We start from the raw sequence: 17,554 nt of genomic DNA, 5'->3' as shown, positions 1-17,554 counted from the left end.
CGCAAACCGATCATATCGCGCCAACGGCGCAAGCAGTGATGGGCAGTAAAACGGTAGGAAGTGGTCTACAAAGAGAACAACCAGATGCCGCCGAACGTTCGGTTCAGCCTGATAACAAGGCAGGTCTATGTGGCTGTTTTGTAACGAACTACGGCCAGTTAGCGCCGCGAATACTGCTTATACCGTTGCAGGAGCGCAAACGTCAGATCGTACTCGCTGGATTGCAGCACAAAGTCGTCGTTAAAATTGCAATAATCGCGGAATTGCTCGATCGCCTCGCCCTGTAGGTCGGTGGCGCGTTGGGCAATCAACTCCACGCGGTAGTTGGCCAGCATGCGTTTGCGGTGCTGCTGACTGATCACGGCGGCTTTCCGGCTGGCCCGCGCCTGCTTGCTGAACAGTTCATAAAGCAAGGTGATGGGCGACTGCGCCAAACTGAACGCCTCGTCGACCGACAGGTTTTTGCGCGCCTCGGGTTCCCGCAGAATCTGCTCCAGCTCTTTCCGAACTTCGGCCTCCCGCTTACCCCGTACGGTCAGGGTGGGCAGGTTCACCACGTCGTCGGAGAGTTGCCGTTTCATGGCCAACTGCGGCTCTTTGGTCACGCCATCCCATTTGAGGCCCGCCCGCCCGTGGCTCGGGCTGGTTACGATCACCGAATCACCGGGTTTCACTTCCAGATAGAAAGCACCCAACGTGTTGGTGCGACCGATGGCCTGGGTACGTGGGTTGATCACCGTCGCATTGTTGACGCCCTTCCCGTTTTCCTGATCGAGTACTTTTCCAATGATGAACCGGGGCGTCTGGGCCAGGGCGGTGAGGTTGGCAAGCAGGAAGAAGCAGGCGACGAGAAGAAAACGGATGCTCACGGTTACGAAAGATGGATGGCTTGGTAACGAAGGCCGGGTGGGGTTGGTGCTGTCTTTAGGATTTTTTAAGACGAACCGGACAGGGAAAGGTCATAGTCGGTTCGGATTAATTACGCGCAGCCCTTTTATGTTATTGAAGTCCCGCTCGTTATCGGTAATTAATTGAAAACCGTTGACGAGCGCGGTAGCAGCTATAATTGCATCGGGAGTCTTGATCCGATACTTACGCCGTAGCCGAATGGTTTCTGCAACGACAGCAGGTGTCAACTCGAATACGGTCGAATCATCAATGTAGATGGTAATTTTTTCTGCTAGGTCGGTTTCAGGCGGTTGCCACGTCAGTAACTCGATCTGCGTGATCACAGACAGGTTGCTTTCGATAGCAAACACGTTGTCCATGAATTGTAAGCCGCTTTCTGGCATACGGGCTTCGAGGTATTGGCTAATCGCCGAGCTATCAATCAGATAACGAGTTACCATTCGTTACGAACTGCCTGTAAATGAGCCGCCAGACTGGTGGCGGCGGCCCCCGTAACGCTACCCCGCAACGACTGAATGCGGTTTTTTTTAGGAGGATTTTCTGGACCGTCGGCAGGCAGAATAATCAGTTGTATCCGCTTGGCCTCAAATCCTTCAGGCAGCGTATAATGCAGCTCCGGACCGTCAAGGTCGATGATTTCACTAATTGCCTGCATAGGAATGGCGTTTATAAGCGGATAAACTGCTGGAAGTTACGAATACCTTAACATAGAATAAGGCCGATCCGTTGCGCATTGACAGTCAACGTTTTCCCCACTGTTGCTGCTCAGCTTCGGTCCAGAGATGGGGGAAGAAGCGGCGCTGCTGTTGAACGGGTGGCAGGTACGTTTGCCAGTTGGTGCCGCCCGTGGCTTTGATCTGCTCCGGCTCCTTGTGCAGGTACGTTACCGCCGCCCGCAGGTGCGCCAGTTTCCAGCGCACGTTTACCCGGTCGTCGTAGTCGCGCAGTTGGGCGATCAGGTTTTCTGGCGGTTGGCCGGCTGCCTCAAGGCGCTGGTAGCATTGCCACAAGTTGCGGGTTTGGGCGTTCTGCGCCAGCCGGATCAGCGTGTCGCCGTATTGCTGCTCAAATTGCCGGAGCGTTAGCGTTTTCTGGTTCGTAGCCAACTCGGTAGCACCCTGTTTCCAATACAGCCAGTCATATTGCTCGGCGATGGGCGCGTTGGGTGGAAGCGGGTGGTTGGGAGCCAGCAGGTTCGCGAAATCCGTAGACAAAATCTCGATCTGCCGAAACTGCACCGATTGAAAGCCGCTCGACGGGAGCAGGGCCATGCGAAATTTCAGAAACTGCTCCCGGTCCATCCCTTCGATCATGATCGCAAACGACCGTTCGAGAATGTCGAAGTACCGGTTCACGCGCACCATCCGCTGCTCGAAAAAATCGGGCGTCAGCGCCGGGTGGTCGATGATCTGCCGGACCTCGTGCAGGATCAGTTTGAAATACAGCTCGGTAATCTGGTGGTACGTGATGAAAATCAGTTCGTCGGGATAGGCCGTGCGGGGCTGTTGCAGCGACAGCAGCGTGTCGAGGTGTACGTAGTCCCAGTAGGTCAGGTAGTCGGCCTGAAGCAGGCCGTCGAGGTACGAGGCCATATCCTGCCCCATGGCGGCATATTTCTGCTCCAGCCGTTTGAGTTTATCGCTTGAATCCGTTGATGACGTGGTATGCATACGCTTACAGAACAGACCGTTGATAGGTTGGTCGAACGAAAATCAGGAGCGGGCGGGTAGCTTCGCCAGCGCCCAGGCCAGGAATACCACCAGAAGGCAACCCAGCACGTTGAGCCAGAGAAACGCGATCAGGTCGAACCAATAGAACGCCACCACCACGGCCTCGGCGATCACGGCTGCCCAGAACGTAGCCCGTCCGCCTACCGATTTAACGTAAAAAGCGACGCAGAAAACGCCCAGAATGACGCCGTAAAATAAGGAGCCTAGGATATTGACGGCCTCGATCATGCTGCCCAGCCGGTTGGCAAACTGCGCCACCACAATGCAGAACACGCCCCAGCCGACCGTAATCCAGCGCGACAGGGCCACGTCGTCCAACGTACCCACGGGCCAAATGCGTTTATACACGTCGACCACCGTGGTCGAGGCCAGCGAACTGTAGGCCGAGGCAATCGACCCCATTGACGCCACAAACATGACAGCGATGAGCAGGCCAATCAGGCCATGGGGCAGGTAGTCGAGCACGAAGCGCAGAAAGACGTAGTTGACCTCTTTGGTATCGGCCGCCGGGTTGTGCTGTTTGATCAGGTCGCCCACTTTGCTGTGTAGATCGGCAATGGCTTTATCCGTCGCTTTCAGCTTCGCCCCCGCTTCATCGGTTTGCGCATCGTTGTCGGCTTGCAGGGCCGCGTGCAGCGCTTCCACGTCGGTGCGCCGCTGAACGGTGAGCGCCTGATGCTGCGTTTCGAGCTGTTGAAACGCCCCTGCCAACGGGCTGTTACGCAGGGCGTCGGCCTCCTGTTTGTTGAAGAAAATAGGCGAGGCGTTGTACTGGTAAAAGACGAAGACGAGTACCCCCACTAGCACGATCAGAAACTGCATCGGCACTTTCAGCAGCCCGTTCATGAGCAGGCCCATACGGCTTTGCGCTACGGTGTCGCCGGTCAGGTAGCGCCCCACCTGCGATTGGTCCGTCCCGAAATAGGATAGTTGCAGGAAAAACCCGCCGATCAGCCCCGACCAGATGTTGTACCGATTCTGAATGTCGAATTTGGTGTCGATGAGGTTCATCCGCCCCGCTTTGCCAGCTACGTGCAGGGCTTCACTGAGGCCTACCGTGTCGGGCAGGAGGCTAACCGTGAGCCAGCCCGCCAGCCCCATCGCCACCGTCACGATGAGCATCTGCGTCAGGTGCGTGTGTGAGATGGCTTTGGTACCTCCCGTGACGGTGTAGAGCAACACCAGTCCGCCCATGATCGTGTTGGTCCAGTAGATGTTCCAGCCCAGAATCGTCGACAGAATAATCGACGGGGCGTAGATAGAAAGGCCTGTCGACAGCCCGCGTTGCAGCAGGAACAGCCCCGCCGTGAGCGAACGTACCCGACCGTCGAAGCGGTTTTCGAGAAATTCGTAGGCGGTGTATACTTTCAGCCGGTGGAAAATGGGCACAAACGTGACTGACAACACGATCATCGCCAGCGGCAACCCGAAGTAGAACTGCACGAACCGCATACCGTCAGCAAACCCTTGGCCTGGCGCTGATAGAAACGTGATGGCGCTCGCCTGTGTGGCCATCACCGACAGCCCGACGTGGTACCAGGGCAGCGATTGCCCAGCCAGCATGTAATCGTCGAAATTCTGCTTGCCCCAGCTTTGGTACAACCCATATACCACCAGCGCGACCAACGTACCGGCCAGTACCCACCAGTCTAACTCACTCATGAAAACCAGCGCATTAAGCCGTAAAACAGCACCATTTCGAGCAACAACGCACCCAGCACGACAGCATAGGCACGGTTCCAGGAGCCAAAAAGCGGCGAGTCAGCGGGTTGAGGCATAGGGTAGGGGTTTGGTACATAGGGCGCAGGGTCGGCGATTCTACTTGATGCCTCCTGCTTCAGGCCCTTTACGTTTTACGACTATCTTTCGTCAAAACTACGAGTCTACAAAACCAGAACAAATCCATGACATCCCCCCAACCTGAAAAGGCCATTTTCGACCTGACCGACAAGGTGGCGATCATCACCGGTGCCAGCAAAGGCATTGGCGAAGACATCGCACGTATGTACGCCAAATTTGGTGCCAAAGTGGTGGTGAGCAGCCGCAAGCAGGACGCCTGCGATGCCCTCGCCGCCGAGATCAACGCCGATGGGGGTGAGGCCACCGGCATCGCCGCCCACGTGGGCGACATGGCGCAGTTGCAACAACTGGTCGACAAAACGCTGGCAACCTACGGTGGCGTGGATATTCTGGTCAATAACGCCGCCTCGAACCCCATATTTGGCCCGTCGGTGGAGGCCGATGGCGGGGCGTTCGACAAAATCATGCAGGCCAACGTGAAGGCTCCTTTTGAACTGAGCAAACTGGTTTACCCCAGCATGAAAGCGCGGGGCGGCGGTAGCATCATCATGATGAGCAGCATCGCCGGCCATACGCCCGACCCCGGCCTGGGCCTCTACAGCGTGAGCAAAGCGGCTATGAACATGCTCACGAAAGTGCTGGCGAAGGAGTGGGGACCCGATGGCATCCGCGTCAACGCCATTTGCCCCGGCCTGATCAAAACTAAATTCAGCCAGGCGCTGTGGCAGGACGAAAAAATCCTGGCGCACTTCACCAAACGGCTCCCCATTGCCCGCATGGGCACTACCGACGAGATCAGCCCCATGGCCCTGTTCCTGGCGTCGTCGGCCTCATCTTACTGCACCGGCAGCCTCTTCTACGCCGACGGCGGGACGGTAATCTGAATGAATAATGAACGATGTACAATGTACAATGGCTCCCTAACTTGATGGCGTTCGGGCCATTGTACATGTACATCGTTCATTATTCATTCAAAAAGCCCATCAGCGCGTCGACGAAGGCGGCGGGTTGTTCGGCCTGCACCCAATGGCCCGCGTCGGCAATGCTGACGAGCCGGGCATTGGGGAAAAGACGCTGGATAGCAGGCCAGTCGCTATCGAGAATGTAGGGCGACCGTTCGCCACGGATAAACAGGGTCGGTTCGGTCACCGGATGTGTGCCGGTCAGTTCTTCGCCCACGCCGTGAATCTCCCGGCTGATAACGGGCAAGTTGAGCCGCCACGCAAACTGCGACGTGCCGTTGACCATTTCCCGGTACAAGTTCTTCAACAGAAACTGTCGTACCGTTGGCGACGGTTCGTAAGCACTCAATATGTCATCGGCATCGTTGCGGGTGCGGATTGTCGCCAGATCAATCGCCGCCAGACCGCGCAAAATGTCGCTGTGGTGCACCGGATAGAATTTGGGCGCAATATCCACGACGACCAGCGCCTGGAACGTACCTGGATACTGCATGACGTACTGCATCATGGTTTTGCCGCCCATCGAATGCCCCACCAGAATGGGCTTATCCAACTTCAGGTCCTGAATCAGTTCATGGATATCGTCGGCCAGGTGGGCATACGAGAAATCGTCGCTGCGGGGCGATTGGCCGTGGTTGCGCTGATCGGGCAGGATCACGCGGTAGCCCTGCTCGGCAATAGTTTTGCTGATCGTCAGCCAGTTGTCCGACGAGCCAAAAATGCCGTGGACGATGAGAAGAGGCGTAGCGGATGGGTCGCCCACCTCACGATAGTAAAGCTTCATACTAGTTTTGACCGCAAAGGCGCAACGGGTTCGCCAAGAGCGCAATGCTTTTTAATATCAGCAAAAATACGTTGCGCTCTTGGCGAACCCGTTGCGCCTTTGCGGTCATCGTTTAATTCACATACACGACTTTATCGCGCTTTGTTACCAGCTCGCCAAAGGATTTCAGGCTGAAGCCGTTCTCGGCCGCGACGCGCTCAAATTCGGTCGTGCTGTCGGGGGCAACGGCAATCAACAGCCCGCCCGATGTTTGCGGGTCGGCCAGCACAAAGCGTTGCTGATCGGTCAGGTCGGCAATTTTGTGGCCGTAGCTATCCCAGTTGCGGTGCGTACCGCCCGGAATGCTGTTCTGCGCCAGATACGTGTCGATAACGGCCAGTCTGGGTACGTCGTCAAACGACACAGTGGCGCTCAGCCCGCTTCCCTCGGCCATCTCGACCAGGTGCCCCAGCAGTCCGAATCCCGTTACGTCGGTCAGCGCTTTCACGTAAGGCAACGTACCCAGCACGGCCCCAAACGAGTTGAGTTGCGCCATCTGACGGGGAGCTAGATCGGCATGGTCCGGTTGAAGAATGCCTTTCTTCTGCGCCGTCGTCAGAATGCCCACGCCCAGTGGTTTGGTCAGATACAGGCGGCAGCCTTCGGTGGCAGTATTATTCTGTTTCAACTGATCGATTCGCACCCGGCCCGTTACTGCTAGTCCAAAAACCGGTTCAGGGCAATCGATGCTGTGCCCACCTGCCAGCGGAATACCCGCCTCCGCGCAGATTGCCCGGCTGCCTGCAATCACTTGCCCGGCTATTTCAGGCGTCAGCTTGTCGATCGGCCAACCCAGAATGGCGATGGCCATAATCGGCTGCCCGCCCATGGCATACACATCGCTGATGGCATTGGCCGAAGCGATACGGCCAAAGTCGAACGCATCGTCGACAATAGGCATAAAAAAGTCGGTCGTACTGATGATGGCGTCGCCATTACCGATGTCCATCACGGCGGCATCATCGCGGGCATCATTGCCCACCAGTAACGCACTAAATACCTGACTAGCAGAGGCAGGGCCCGCCGTTTGAGCGTGCAGAATCCGGTCGAGTACCTTGGGGGCGATCTTGCAGCCACAGCCAGCTCCGTGGCTATACTGGGTTAATTTTACTTGGTCAGTTGTCGTCATAAAACGCGGCCCGGATTTTGATTAGGCAAAAGCGGGTTACATAAGGTTTTGGCTACTTAATAAAAACATAACAAAGGCCAACCTGCCTGATTGAAAGAGAAATATGGAATTTTTAAAGAAAACAGCCGTATGCTAACACTTTTATATGACTTTTTGGAGAATCGGTACTTGGCGGTCCCGAAAAGTTGTGTGACATTTGTGTTGGAAACAACCTAGTGTCCAGTTGTATGGACCAGACTGCATTAACAATCAAACCAAACACTTCTATGTTTAAAAAGCTACTGCACTTCCGGGCAGCTTTCCTACTGCTTGGCAGTATGTTGTTGTCTGTGGGTTTCGGCAGTGAAGCCCTAGCGCAGGTGACAAGCGGTGCCATCAACGGTATCGTTACCGATGCAAAGGGAGAGGGTCTTCCGGGCGCAACTGTCGTTGCGGTTCATGAACCTTCAGGAACGCGCTACGGCATCACAACAAATGCCTCAGGCCGTTATACGCTACCAACTGTGCGTGTTGGCGGACCGTACACCATTACGGCTACGTTCGTAGGTTATCAGGAACAGAAACTGTCGGATATCGCAGTAAACCTTGGAACGGCAACTGATGCTAATTTCCGACTATCAGATGTAAGCACTAGTTTAAATGAAATAGTCATTACCACCAACCGCTCTGACATCTTTAGCTCAGACCGTACAGGGGCGGCTTCTTCATTTGGCCGTGAAACGATCAACACGACTCCTACTATTGGACGGACGATCAACGACATTACCAAATATAACCCGTATGGTAATGGACAGTCATTTGCTGGTCAGGATAGTCGTTTTAACAACATCACTATTGATGGTGCCGTATTTAACAACGGCTTTGGTCTAGGTAGCTCAGCACAGGCTGGTGGTCGTACGGGTACAACCGCCGTATCGCTCGACGCCTTGGATCAAGTACAGGTTAACGTAGCTCCTTATGACGTTCGGCAATCAGGCTTCACTGGGGCCGGTATCAACGCTGTAACACGTTCAGGTACGAACGAATTTTCGGGGTCTGCTTATACGCTATTCCGGTCAGATAAGATTGTCGGCAAAACGGTAGATGGGGTAACGATCACACCGGCTCCTAATTTGAGCGAAACAACGTATGGTTTCCGGTTGGGTGGTCCGATCATTAAAAACAAACTGTTTTTCTTCGTCAATGGTGAGCAATTCACTAGCAGCACACCTGCGTTGACATTCTCGCTCAACAGAGGAACGCCTGGTAGCAACGTTTCTCGTCTGACACTGGAACAAGCTAATGATCTGACGCAGTTTATGCAGACCAACTTCAACCGGACATTGGGGCCGTTCGACGGTTTCAACAACCAGGTTAAGAGTTTGAAAGGGTTGGCACGTATCGATTATAACATCAACGACAACCACAAACTGTCAGTACGATATTCTCACCACGATTCGCAGTCGGATCAAATTATCAGCAACAGTAGCAGCAGTAACACAGCTGGTAATGGCAACCGGACTAACCTACGTGACGCTTTATCGCCTGAAAGCTCTGGCTATATCATTGCCGATAACACACGTTCTATCGCGGCGGAATTGACGTCAACATTCAGCAATAAGATGTCCAACGACCTGATTGTTACCTATAACAAGCAGATTGAAGACAGAACATACAAGACGGGCTTGTTCCCAACGATCGATATTCTGAATGGCGTTGGCGGCAGTACGTTAACCTCAATCGGGTTTGATCCGTTTACGCCTAACAATAAACTGAATTATTCGACATTTAACATCACGGATAATTTCAGCTACTATGCCGGCAAACACACCCTGACGGCTGGTCTGGTTTACGAACATTTCACGTCGAACAACGTATTCTTCCCGGCATCAAATGGTGTATATGTCTACAACTCAATTGCTGACTTCCAAACAGCTGCGTTGGCATCAATCACGAACCCAAACAGCACAACGTCACCTGTAATAGTTCCACGTTACAACCTGCGTTATTCGTTGGTCGATGGAGGGGCTGAGCCACTGCAACGCCTGGATCGTGATCTGTATAGTGCCTACATCCAGGATGAATTTCAGGTAACGCCGAATTTTAAACTGACGCTCGGATTACGAGGTGACGTATTTGCTTATGATGATTCAAATGCCGCTTCGTTTAATAACCAAAAGGTAACGGAGCTCACATTCCGTGATGAAAATGGAAATCCGTACAAAATCACGACAGGCTCGTTCCCCAAGCCACGCCTGCTCATTTCGCCTCGTATTGGATTTAACTGGGATGTAAAAGGCGATAAGACAACGCAAATTCGTGGTGGTTCTGGCTTCTTTGTATCGCGTATTCCAGAGGTATTGATCTCTAACCAGTTAGGTAACAATGGTATCAATACAGCTGTCTTTAACTTGATTGATCAACGGGTTCCTTTCGTGACTGATCCTAGCAAGCTACCTGCTGGTATTTTGCCTGATCGGCAAGATCCCTCTAAGCTAACAGGTTATACCATTAACGCTTCAGATCAAGAACTCAAATACCCGCAGATCTGGAAAACAAACATCGCTGTCGATCAGCGTTTGCCCCTGGGCTTGATTGGTACGGTTGAGTTTATCTACAACAAAACGTTGAATGGTCTGCGGTATATCGACGCCAACCTGGCTGCTCCGACCAGTACACTGACAGGTCCCGACAATCGCCCACGTTTTCCTGCCTCGGGTTTATCAGGTTCAGCAGCTACCAATGCTCGTTTCATCAATCCGACGATCAGCAATGCCTTTGTATTGAAAAATACGAACCAAGGAGACTCGTACATCGCAACAATTAAGTTGGAAAAGCCAGCCTCGCGTGGCTTTGGAGGATTTATTTCTTACACCTATGGTGAAGCACGCGACATTGCCTTTGTTGGCAGCACGGTGCAGGCTAACGTACCTACGGTCGTGGGACAGAACTACTTGCCGCTGACGTATTCAGACAATGATCTGCGTCACCGGATTGTCGGCTTCCTAAACTACCGCCTGAACTATGGTGGCAAAATAGGTGGTTCGTCAACGTTCTCGCTGGGTCTGGTATCGAACAGTGGTTCGAAAATCTCGTACACCTATGCGCAGGACGTAAACGGGGATGGTCAGACTAACCAAGATCTGATCTTTGTCCCCAACCGGGCATCGGATCTGACATTCCTGCCGCTGGTAGTTACCACGCCAGGAGTAGGCACTACGCCAGCCTCATCGGTTACATACTCGCCTGCACAGCAGCAAGCAGCTTTTGATGCATACATCGATGGCAACGACTACTTGAAGACGCGCCGGGGGCAATACGCTGAGCGCAATGGTGGTGCGTTCCCTTGGTTGACCCGCGTTGACTTCACATTTATTCAGGAGTTCTATGTTGCCGTGGGTCAGAAAAACAAGAGGAACACGATTCAATTGCGTGCAGATATCCTGAATGTTGGCAACCTGTTCAACGACAAATGGGGTGTGGGCAACGTAACAACAACGTTCAACCCGCTTGCCGCTACTGTGAACTCAAACGGTACACTATCGTATCGCTTGGCAACTCAGTCGATCACCGAGGGAAATGCGCAGAGAACTATCTTACTGCGTGATTCATTTACGCCGAACTCGTCGCTGAACGCCGTTTGGCAGGCGCAATTTGGTGTGCGTTACATCTTCAACTAAGATGTAACCAACGTACCTGCGAAAATCCCCGGCCAACTGGTCGGGGATTTTTTTATGCCTTAGCAGGTTGCTGAAGCACCGCTGTAGCGGCTTCGTAGCCCTGCACGATGAGCTTACTGATGTCGTTGGAGTCGAATTTCTGAAGGTTCAGCGTTAAGGGTACCGTCGGGCGGATGACGGTGAGGCTGAACGCATGACCCCGCAGCTTTTCCCGCTCCACAAAGCGCTCGGCCCAGGCAATGTCGTTGTTCACGATTTGATTGACCGTGATGTCTTTCACCCGCTCCATCAGGTTGAGCAAACTGCGGTAGTTGAAGGCCTCATTGAACACCCGCTTGGCGTGGCAGGCGATGCACATGATCTCGGTGGCACCGTCGTCGATCGCCTCACGCACGGGCGCTACTTCGCGCAGGCCACCATCGAGAAACGCCTTGCGGTGGTCGCCGCCAATCTGCACGGCCGGCATCAGAAACGGCAGCGAACTGCTGGCGAACACATACTCCAGAAAATGCTCATCGCTGGGATCTACGTAGACCATATCGCCTTCGATAATGTTCACCGCGCCTACCTTTAATTTGATCGGTCCCTGCCGTAACACCGCTACGTCGATATGGCGCCGAATTAGGTTCTGGAGGGGCGTATTATCCAGATAGCCATCGAACCGGCTCATCAACGTGTTGTAGCCTGTCAGAAAGCGCGACCGGATCACGGCAACATCATCGGGCTTGGTGATGTTACGTACCCAGAACTCCATTAGCGCCCGACCGGCTTTTGGCCAGTCGATCTGCCCTGTTTTAGCAAATTGCCGGTTGGCTTCGTGGGTAAGGAACGTGGCGTTCAGGCTACCCACCGAGATGCCATAGATCGACTCGGGTTTGAACCCTCTTTCCAGAACGGCCAGGATGGCGCCGCATTGAAAGGCACCTTTCAGTGAGCCGCCCCCCAGTACCAGGGTTCGGCCGCAGGAAGTGGGTAGGGGAGAGGAATGGACTTCGGCGGCGGGAATGGTCGGTTGGTCGAGCATTGGTTTTGACAGTAATGCGTAACGGGTTGGGCTGGCGCAGGACGTACCCAGATGATCATTTTGTGGCACAACCCAAAATCACAAAATGCCCAATCGCAAACCTGTTCAAGATTGCAATTTTTACGTACAGTTCATCATTTCATGGCTACTTTTGCCGCGTTTGAATTGGCTGATGCATCAGGAGACGCCACCGATAACGTCTCTACATAACGTACCCGAATGGCTCTTTCTATTGCTGACATACAGGCTCCCATTGCTGCCGAAATGGACCGTTTCGAGCAAACATTCAAAGACCTGATGAAAAGCGATGTGATGCTGCTCGATCAGATCATGACGTACATCGTGCGGCGGAAAGGCAAACAACTCCGCCCCATGTTTGTCTTCCTGACGGCGGGCGTGTGCGGGCAGATCAACGATTCGACCTACCGGGGCGCCGCCCTGATCGAACTGCTGCATACGGCTTCGCTTGTGCACGATGATGTGGTCGACGACTCCAACTACCGACGTGGTTTCTTCTCGGTAAACGCCCTTTGGAAAAACAAAATTGCGGTCCTCGTCGGCGATTATTTACTGTCGAGGGGTTTGCTGCTGTCGGTCGACAACCATGACTTCGAGTTGTTGGGTATCGCCTCAAAAGCTGTCCGCGACCTGTCGGAAGGTGAACTGTTGCAGATCGAGAAAGCCCGCCGCCTCGACATCACCGAGGCGGTCTATTACGAGATTATCCGGCAGAAGACGGCGTCGCTGATCTCGGCCTGTTGCGCGATGGGCGCCCGTTCTGCCAATGCCTCGGCCGAGGTGCTGGGAACGGCCCGGCTTTTTGGCGAAAAAGTGGGCATCGCCTTCCAGATTAAAGATGACCTCTTCGACTACGGTACCGCCGAAGTAGGCAAGCCGCTGGGGATCGATATCAAAGAAAAGAAAATGACATTGCCGCTCATCTATGCGTTGAGTCAGGCCGGGTCGGGCGAGAAACGGCGCATCATCAATACCATTAAAAACCACAGCGACGAGCCCAAACGGGTCAACGAGGTAATCACTTTCGTGAAGCAGTCGGGTGGGCTCGACTACGCCACGCGGGCCATGGAAGACTATGTCCGGCAGGCACAGGAGTTGTTGCACACGTTGCCGCCCTCGACTTACCGCGATTCGCTCGACGGCCTGATTCAGTACACCATCGAGCGAAGCAAGTAGAGACTCTTCTCTACAAAACTATGCGATACTCTCTCTTTCTTACGGCTCTTCTTGGAATTGTATTTTTTGTAGCCAAACAATATTTTAACGCAGCCTGGGTACATCCCTACTGGACGTATCTGCTGCTCTTTTATGTGGCTATATCGGCGCTGCTGCACCGACTCATGTCTTTTGTAAAAGACCCGAAATCAGCGCAATTCACCTCATTCTACATGACGTTCATCACGGCTAAGCTCGTTTTGAGCTTGTTGTTTATGGGCGTACTGCTCTATTATGGTGTACCCGATCGCCAGACTTTCGTAATTACCTTTCTTGTACTGTATTTAGTTTATACGAGCTTTGAAATCTACGCCCTTGCGCGTAAATTGCGGCGCGATTCGTAGAAACGCCTACTTATTTCATATGATGTGCTCGTCAATTAATAAATTGGTTTTAGCCTTCGCGCTGATCATCAGTACGGTAGCTGGTGCCTTCGCGCAGGAACACACCCTCGACGGTCAGGAGACTCACGAAGAACAGAAGAAAGGATTCAACGTGGGGGAAATGATCACTCACCACATCAGCGATGATCGTGGCTGGGAGTTTGCTCATGGCGTTACGTTGCCCCTGCCGATCATACTATATTCAGCCGATCGGGGTCTGGAAGTGTTCTCGTCGTCGCGTCTGAACCACGGGGCCATCTACAACGGCTACAAATCAGAACACGGTCACATTCACCGCGTCACTGAAGCGGGTGAACCGGTTGAAGGTGTTCACGTTCGTGATTTTTCGATCACCAAAAACGTAGCTGCGCTCATGCTCAGTGCCGTTATTCTGCTGGTCGTGTTTACGTCAATTGCCGGTGCCTATGGTAAGAATAAGGGAAAAGCACCCAAAGGGCTGCAATCCTTCTTGGAGCCGATCGTCGTGTTTGTACGGGACGAAATTGCCAAGCCAAACCTCGGTCCCAAGTACGAAAAATACCTGCCTTATCTGCTGACGTTGTTCTTCTTTATCCTCGTCAACAACCTGCTGGGGCTGCTGCCCGGCGGTGCCAACCTGACGGGTAATATTGCCGTAACGCTGGTACTGGCCGTGATTACTTTTCTAGTCACTAACCTGAGCGGCAACAAGCACTACTGGTTGCACCTGGTGAAGCCGACGGGCGTACCCGTTGCGCTGCTGCCGATCATGATCCCGGTCGAAATTGTTGGCCTGATCATGAAACCACTGTCGCTGATGATCCGGTTGTTCGCCAACATCACGGCGGGGCACATCATCATTCTGAGCTTGCTTTCGCTGATCTTCATTGCGGGTCAGGCGGGTGCCGGTACGGGCTGGGGCGTCAGCGCCATCGTGGTGCCGTTTACCCTCTTCATGAACCTGATCGAGTTGCTGGTGGCGTTCCTGCAGGCGTTCATCTTCACGCTGCTCACGTCGATGTACATCGGCAGCGCGATCGAAGAGCACCACGAGGCCGATCATGGCATTGGCTATGAGGGCCCCGGCGAAGAGATCGGTTAATCAATCTTGCATTCTTTTGTTTTCTTTTTCACATATAAATCTGTTTTAAGATGTTAGCGTATCTGCTCTCAATCTTGTTGGAAGTTGCTGGTAACGTAGGTGTCATGGGTGCCGCTGTAGGTGCTGGTCTGGCCGCTATCGGTGCTGGTCTGGGTATCGGTCGTATCGGTGGTAGCGCCATGGAGGGCATTGCCCGTCAGCCTGAAGCCGCTGGTCGTATCCAAACTGCCATGCTGATCATCGCCGCCCTCATCGAGGCCGTGGCCCTGTTCGCTGCCGTTATCTGTCTGCTGGTTGCCCTGGGTTAATCAGTCACTGTCAACACGTACTCCGCCAACGCAGTAGGCAATGGCGCACGGGGTGCACCGCATTTGGAAACGTACCTGACTATTGGGGTTGCCGTAGTCAGGTACGTTCCGTCAAAAACAAAAGAAGACGTACCGTTTTATACTTCATTTTATCGTTTATAACTGACTATGGAACTGCTCACCCCCGATCTTGGCCTATTGTTCTGGCAGGTGGTCATCTTTGGCCTTTTGTTTTTCCTGCTGAGCAAATTTGCCTGGAAGCCCATCACGCAGAGCCTGAAAGAGCGTGAAGACAACATTCAGGGCGCGCTGGATCTGGCCGAAAAGACACGCGGCGAGATGGCCAAACTGAAAGCCGAAAACGAACAGATTCTGGCGCAGGCCCGCATCGAGCGTGATACCATCCTGCGTGGTGCCAAAGAAACCGCCGACAAACTGGTGGCCGATGCCCGCGACAAAGCGGCTGTTGAAGGACAGCGGATGCTCGAGCAGGCCCGCGAAGCCATGCAGAATGAGCGGCAGGCCCTTGTCGCATCCATGAAAAAAGAGGTGGTGAACCTGTCAATCGAAGTAGCGGAGAAAGTGCTCCGTCGCGAATTGGCCGATAAATCATCACAGGAGAAACTGGTTCAGGACCTGGTGGCTTCGTCACGCTTAAACTAAGCACGAAATCATGGCCGTAGGAACCGTTGCTACCCGCTACGCCAAGTCGTTGATCGACCTGGCGCAGGAGAAAGGAATTGTACAGGAATTGTCGGGCGATATGCAGTTCTTCCAGAAGACACTCGCTGAAAACCGGCAATTGGGTGTGTTGCTGAAGAACCCCATCGTGCGCAACGCGAAGAAGTGGAGCATCATCAACGCGGTATTCGGCAGTCGGCTGAATCCTATGACGTTGTCGTTCTTCCAGATCGTAGCGCAGAAAGGCCGCGATAACATCCTCGAAGATATTGCCGTTGCGTTCAACCAACAAGTCGACGTGATGAAGGGCGTCGAGCGGGCCACGGTGATCACCACCACGCCCCTGACCGATGAACTGCGCACGCAGCTGAAGGCGAAAGTACAGTCGCTGACAAAGGCGAAACTGGTTGAGCTGGAAGAGAAAATCGACCCAAGACTGATTGGCGGTTACGTATTGCGCGTAGGCGACCAACAAGTCGACGCGTCGATCAAGAGCCAACTGAACGATCTCCGGCTGACGTTTTTGAACTAAGCGTAAAGAGGTTCAACGGTTAAGGTCCAAAGTCTAAAGTTAGTTGTCGCGTCTGGTCTGGACGTCAGCTACTTCAGACTTTGGACCTTAACCGTTGGACCGTTTTCTTTTTATGATTATCCCTCTCGCCCACCGGGCCAATCAGGCACAGGAATATTACTTCTCGATCAAGCTGGCCGAAGTGCGAACGCTACAGGCCGCTGGTCATGATGTCATCAACATAGGTATCGGTAACCCCGATATGATGCCATCCGACGCCACGCTGAAAGCACTGACGCAGTCGGCCTATCAGCCGGGGGCGCATGGCTATCAGTCGTACAAAGGCATTCCAGCCCTTCGGCAGGCTATCGCGGGTTTCTACCAACGTACCTACGGCGTCACGCTTGACCCGGAGACGGAATTGCTACCGCTGATTGGTTCGAAAGAAGGGATCACCCACCTGTCGCTGACGTTTTTAAACGAGGGTGACGAGGTCCTGGTGCCCGAGCTGGGCTACCCGGCCTACCGGGCGGTGAGTCAGATGGTGGGCGCGAAGGTGCTCGAATATTCGCTCCAGGAAGACAACAACTGGCAACCCGACTGGGCGCAGATGGCCGAACTAGTCACCGAACGTACCCGGATCATCTGGCTCAATTACCCACACATGCCAACGGGCGCACCGGCGAGTAAAGCCCTGTTCGAGCGCGCGGTCCGGTTCGCGCACGACCACCGGGTACTGCTCTGCCACGACAACCCTTACAGCCTGATTCTGAACAAGAAGGCGCCCATCAGCCTGTTGTCGGTCGATGGCGCGAAAGACGTAGCCGTCGAACTGAATTCGATGAGCAAATCGCACAACATGGCGGGGTGGCGCATTGGGTGGCTGGCCGCCGCCAAGCCTTACATCGACTCGGTGCTGACGATTAAAAGTAACGTCGATTCGGGCATGTTTCTGGCGCTGCAAACGGCCGCTGCCGCTGCCTTGGCCAATACCGACGAGTGGCATGCCGAACGGAATGCGGTCTATGAGGGCCGCCTTGAAGCCGCCTATGCGTTTCTGGACGCGCTTCAGTGCACGTACGCCCGCGATCAGGAGGGGATGTTTTTATGGGCTAAATTGCCCGAACACATTCAATCGGCCGACGCCCTGGTTGACGATTTGCTCTACAACAAGCACGTTTTCATTGCGCCGGGCTTTATTTTCGGTCCCAAGGGCAATCGGTACATCCGGGTGTCGCTCTGTATGCCGAAAGAGCACATTTGGGAAGCTGTAAGCCGGCTAACCGCTAACGGCTAGGCTCCCACGACATAAAACGTCAGA

17 protein-coding genes are annotated in these 17,554 nt (G+C 53.9%); 9 read left to right on the top strand and 8 right to left on the bottom strand.

Annotated elements, in window-relative coordinates; translation table 11 throughout:
- Window positions 1-158 precede the first annotated feature (158 nt).
- The 5 genes from FAES_RS23010 to FAES_RS22990 all read right to left on the bottom strand — a co-directional run bounded on the left by FAES_RS23010 (window position 159) and on the right by FAES_RS22990 (window position 4,301).
- Window positions 159-869 carry a hypothetical protein gene (locus tag FAES_RS23010; RefSeq protein ID WP_015333593.1) on the bottom strand — a complete coding sequence of 237 codons (711 nt, stop codon included), beginning with the start codon at window positions 867-869 and terminating at the stop codon, window positions 159-161.
- A 90-nt stretch (window positions 870-959) separates the two neighbouring features.
- Window positions 960-1,349 carry a type II toxin-antitoxin system VapC family toxin gene (locus tag FAES_RS23005; RefSeq protein WP_015333592.1) on the bottom strand — a complete coding sequence of 130 codons (390 nt, stop codon included), beginning with the start codon at window positions 1,347-1,349 and terminating at the stop codon, window positions 960-962.
- Complete coding sequence (locus FAES_RS23000) at window positions 1,343-1,564, bottom strand: hypothetical protein (RefSeq protein WP_015333591.1); 222 nt, start codon at window positions 1,562-1,564, stop codon at window positions 1,343-1,345. The genes FAES_RS23005 and FAES_RS23000 overlap by 7 nt, the downstream gene beginning before the upstream one ends.
- An 85-nt stretch (window positions 1,565-1,649) precedes the next feature.
- Window positions 1,650-2,579 carry a tryptophan 2,3-dioxygenase family protein gene (locus FAES_RS22995; RefSeq protein ID WP_015333590.1) on the bottom strand — a complete coding sequence of 310 codons (930 nt, stop codon included), beginning with the start codon at window positions 2,577-2,579 and terminating at the stop codon, window positions 1,650-1,652.
- Window positions 2,580-2,621: 42 nt separating this feature from the next.
- Entirely contained in the window at window positions 2,622-4,301 is a 1,680-nt protein-coding gene (locus FAES_RS22990; RefSeq protein ID WP_015333589.1) for a sodium:solute symporter family protein, read from the bottom strand.
- Window positions 4,302-4,543: 242 nt separating this feature from the next.
- On the opposite strand from FAES_RS22990, the gene FAES_RS22985 reads away from it, so the two are divergent.
- Window positions 4,544-5,323, top strand: a complete 780-nt coding sequence (locus tag FAES_RS22985; RefSeq protein WP_015333587.1) for an SDR family NAD(P)-dependent oxidoreductase — start codon at window positions 4,544-4,546, stop codon at window positions 5,321-5,323.
- Window positions 5,324-5,402: 79 nt separating this feature from the next.
- On the opposite strand, the gene FAES_RS22980 is transcribed toward FAES_RS22985, so the two are convergent.
- On the bottom strand, window positions 5,403-6,185 hold the full coding sequence (locus tag FAES_RS22980) for an alpha/beta fold hydrolase (protein ID WP_015333586.1): 783 nt from the start codon (window positions 6,183-6,185) through the stop codon (window positions 5,403-5,405).
- A 112-nt stretch (window positions 6,186-6,297) separates the two neighbouring features.
- The gene (gene selD, locus FAES_RS22975) at window positions 6,298-7,353 is read right to left on the bottom strand and encodes a selenide, water dikinase SelD (RefSeq protein ID WP_015333585.1); all 1,056 of its coding nucleotides are present in this window, start codon (window positions 7,351-7,353) and stop codon (window positions 6,298-6,300) included.
- A gap of 266 nt (window positions 7,354-7,619) precedes the next feature.
- On the opposite strand from selD, the gene FAES_RS22970 reads away from it, so the two are divergent.
- Window positions 7,620-11,012 (top strand): TonB-dependent receptor, encoded by a 3,393-nt coding sequence (locus FAES_RS22970; RefSeq protein WP_041258312.1) that lies wholly within the window; start codon window positions 7,620-7,622, stop codon window positions 11,010-11,012.
- Between the two features lie 52 nt (window positions 11,013-11,064).
- Here the strand turns inward: FAES_RS22970 and FAES_RS22965 are convergent, their stop codons facing one another.
- Window positions 11,065-12,036, bottom strand: a complete 972-nt coding sequence (locus tag FAES_RS22965) for a patatin-like phospholipase family protein (protein WP_015333583.1) — start codon at window positions 12,034-12,036, stop codon at window positions 11,065-11,067.
- A 219-nt stretch (window positions 12,037-12,255) separates the two neighbouring features.
- On the opposite strand from FAES_RS22965, the gene FAES_RS22960 reads away from it, so the two are divergent.
- The 7 genes from FAES_RS22960 to FAES_RS22930 all read left to right on the top strand — a co-directional run bounded on the left by FAES_RS22960 (window position 12,256) and on the right by FAES_RS22930 (window position 17,530).
- Window positions 12,256-13,230, top strand: coding sequence for a polyprenyl synthetase family protein (locus FAES_RS22960; protein ID WP_015333582.1), 975 nt, complete (start codon window positions 12,256-12,258; stop codon window positions 13,228-13,230).
- 20 nt (window positions 13,231-13,250) lie between these two features.
- A complete protein-coding gene (locus tag FAES_RS22955) occupies window positions 13,251-13,613 on the top strand; it encodes a hypothetical protein (protein WP_041258311.1) in 363 nt (120 codons plus the stop codon).
- Window positions 13,614-13,632: 19 nt separating this feature from the next.
- Window positions 13,633-14,733, top strand: coding sequence for a F0F1 ATP synthase subunit A (gene atpB, locus FAES_RS22950; protein WP_015333581.1), 1,101 nt, complete (start codon window positions 13,633-13,635; stop codon window positions 14,731-14,733).
- A gap of 50 nt (window positions 14,734-14,783) precedes the next feature.
- On the top strand, window positions 14,784-15,041 hold the full coding sequence (gene atpE / locus FAES_RS22945) for an ATP synthase F0 subunit C (RefSeq protein ID WP_015333580.1): 258 nt from the start codon (window positions 14,784-14,786) through the stop codon (window positions 15,039-15,041).
- A gap of 168 nt (window positions 15,042-15,209) precedes the next feature.
- On the top strand, window positions 15,210-15,704 hold the full coding sequence (gene atpF, locus FAES_RS22940) for a F0F1 ATP synthase subunit B (protein ID WP_015333579.1): 495 nt from the start codon (window positions 15,210-15,212) through the stop codon (window positions 15,702-15,704).
- A gap of 10 nt (window positions 15,705-15,714) precedes the next feature.
- Window positions 15,715-16,254, top strand: coding sequence for an ATP synthase F1 subunit delta (atpH, locus tag FAES_RS22935; protein WP_015333578.1), 540 nt, complete (start codon window positions 15,715-15,717; stop codon window positions 16,252-16,254).
- Window positions 16,255-16,366: 112 nt separating this feature from the next.
- Window positions 16,367-17,530, top strand: a complete 1,164-nt coding sequence (locus tag FAES_RS22930) for a pyridoxal phosphate-dependent aminotransferase (RefSeq protein ID WP_015333577.1) — start codon at window positions 16,367-16,369, stop codon at window positions 17,528-17,530.
- Window positions 17,531-17,554 lie beyond the last annotated feature (24 nt).

It is taken from the genome of Fibrella aestuarina BUZ 2 (assembly GCF_000331105.1).
Classification (GTDB): Bacteria; Bacteroidota; Bacteroidia; order Cytophagales; family Spirosomataceae; genus Fibrella; species Fibrella aestuarina.
The sequence above is the reverse complement of the archived record's forward strand: the minus strand, read 5'-3'. Positions and strand labels throughout refer to the sequence as shown.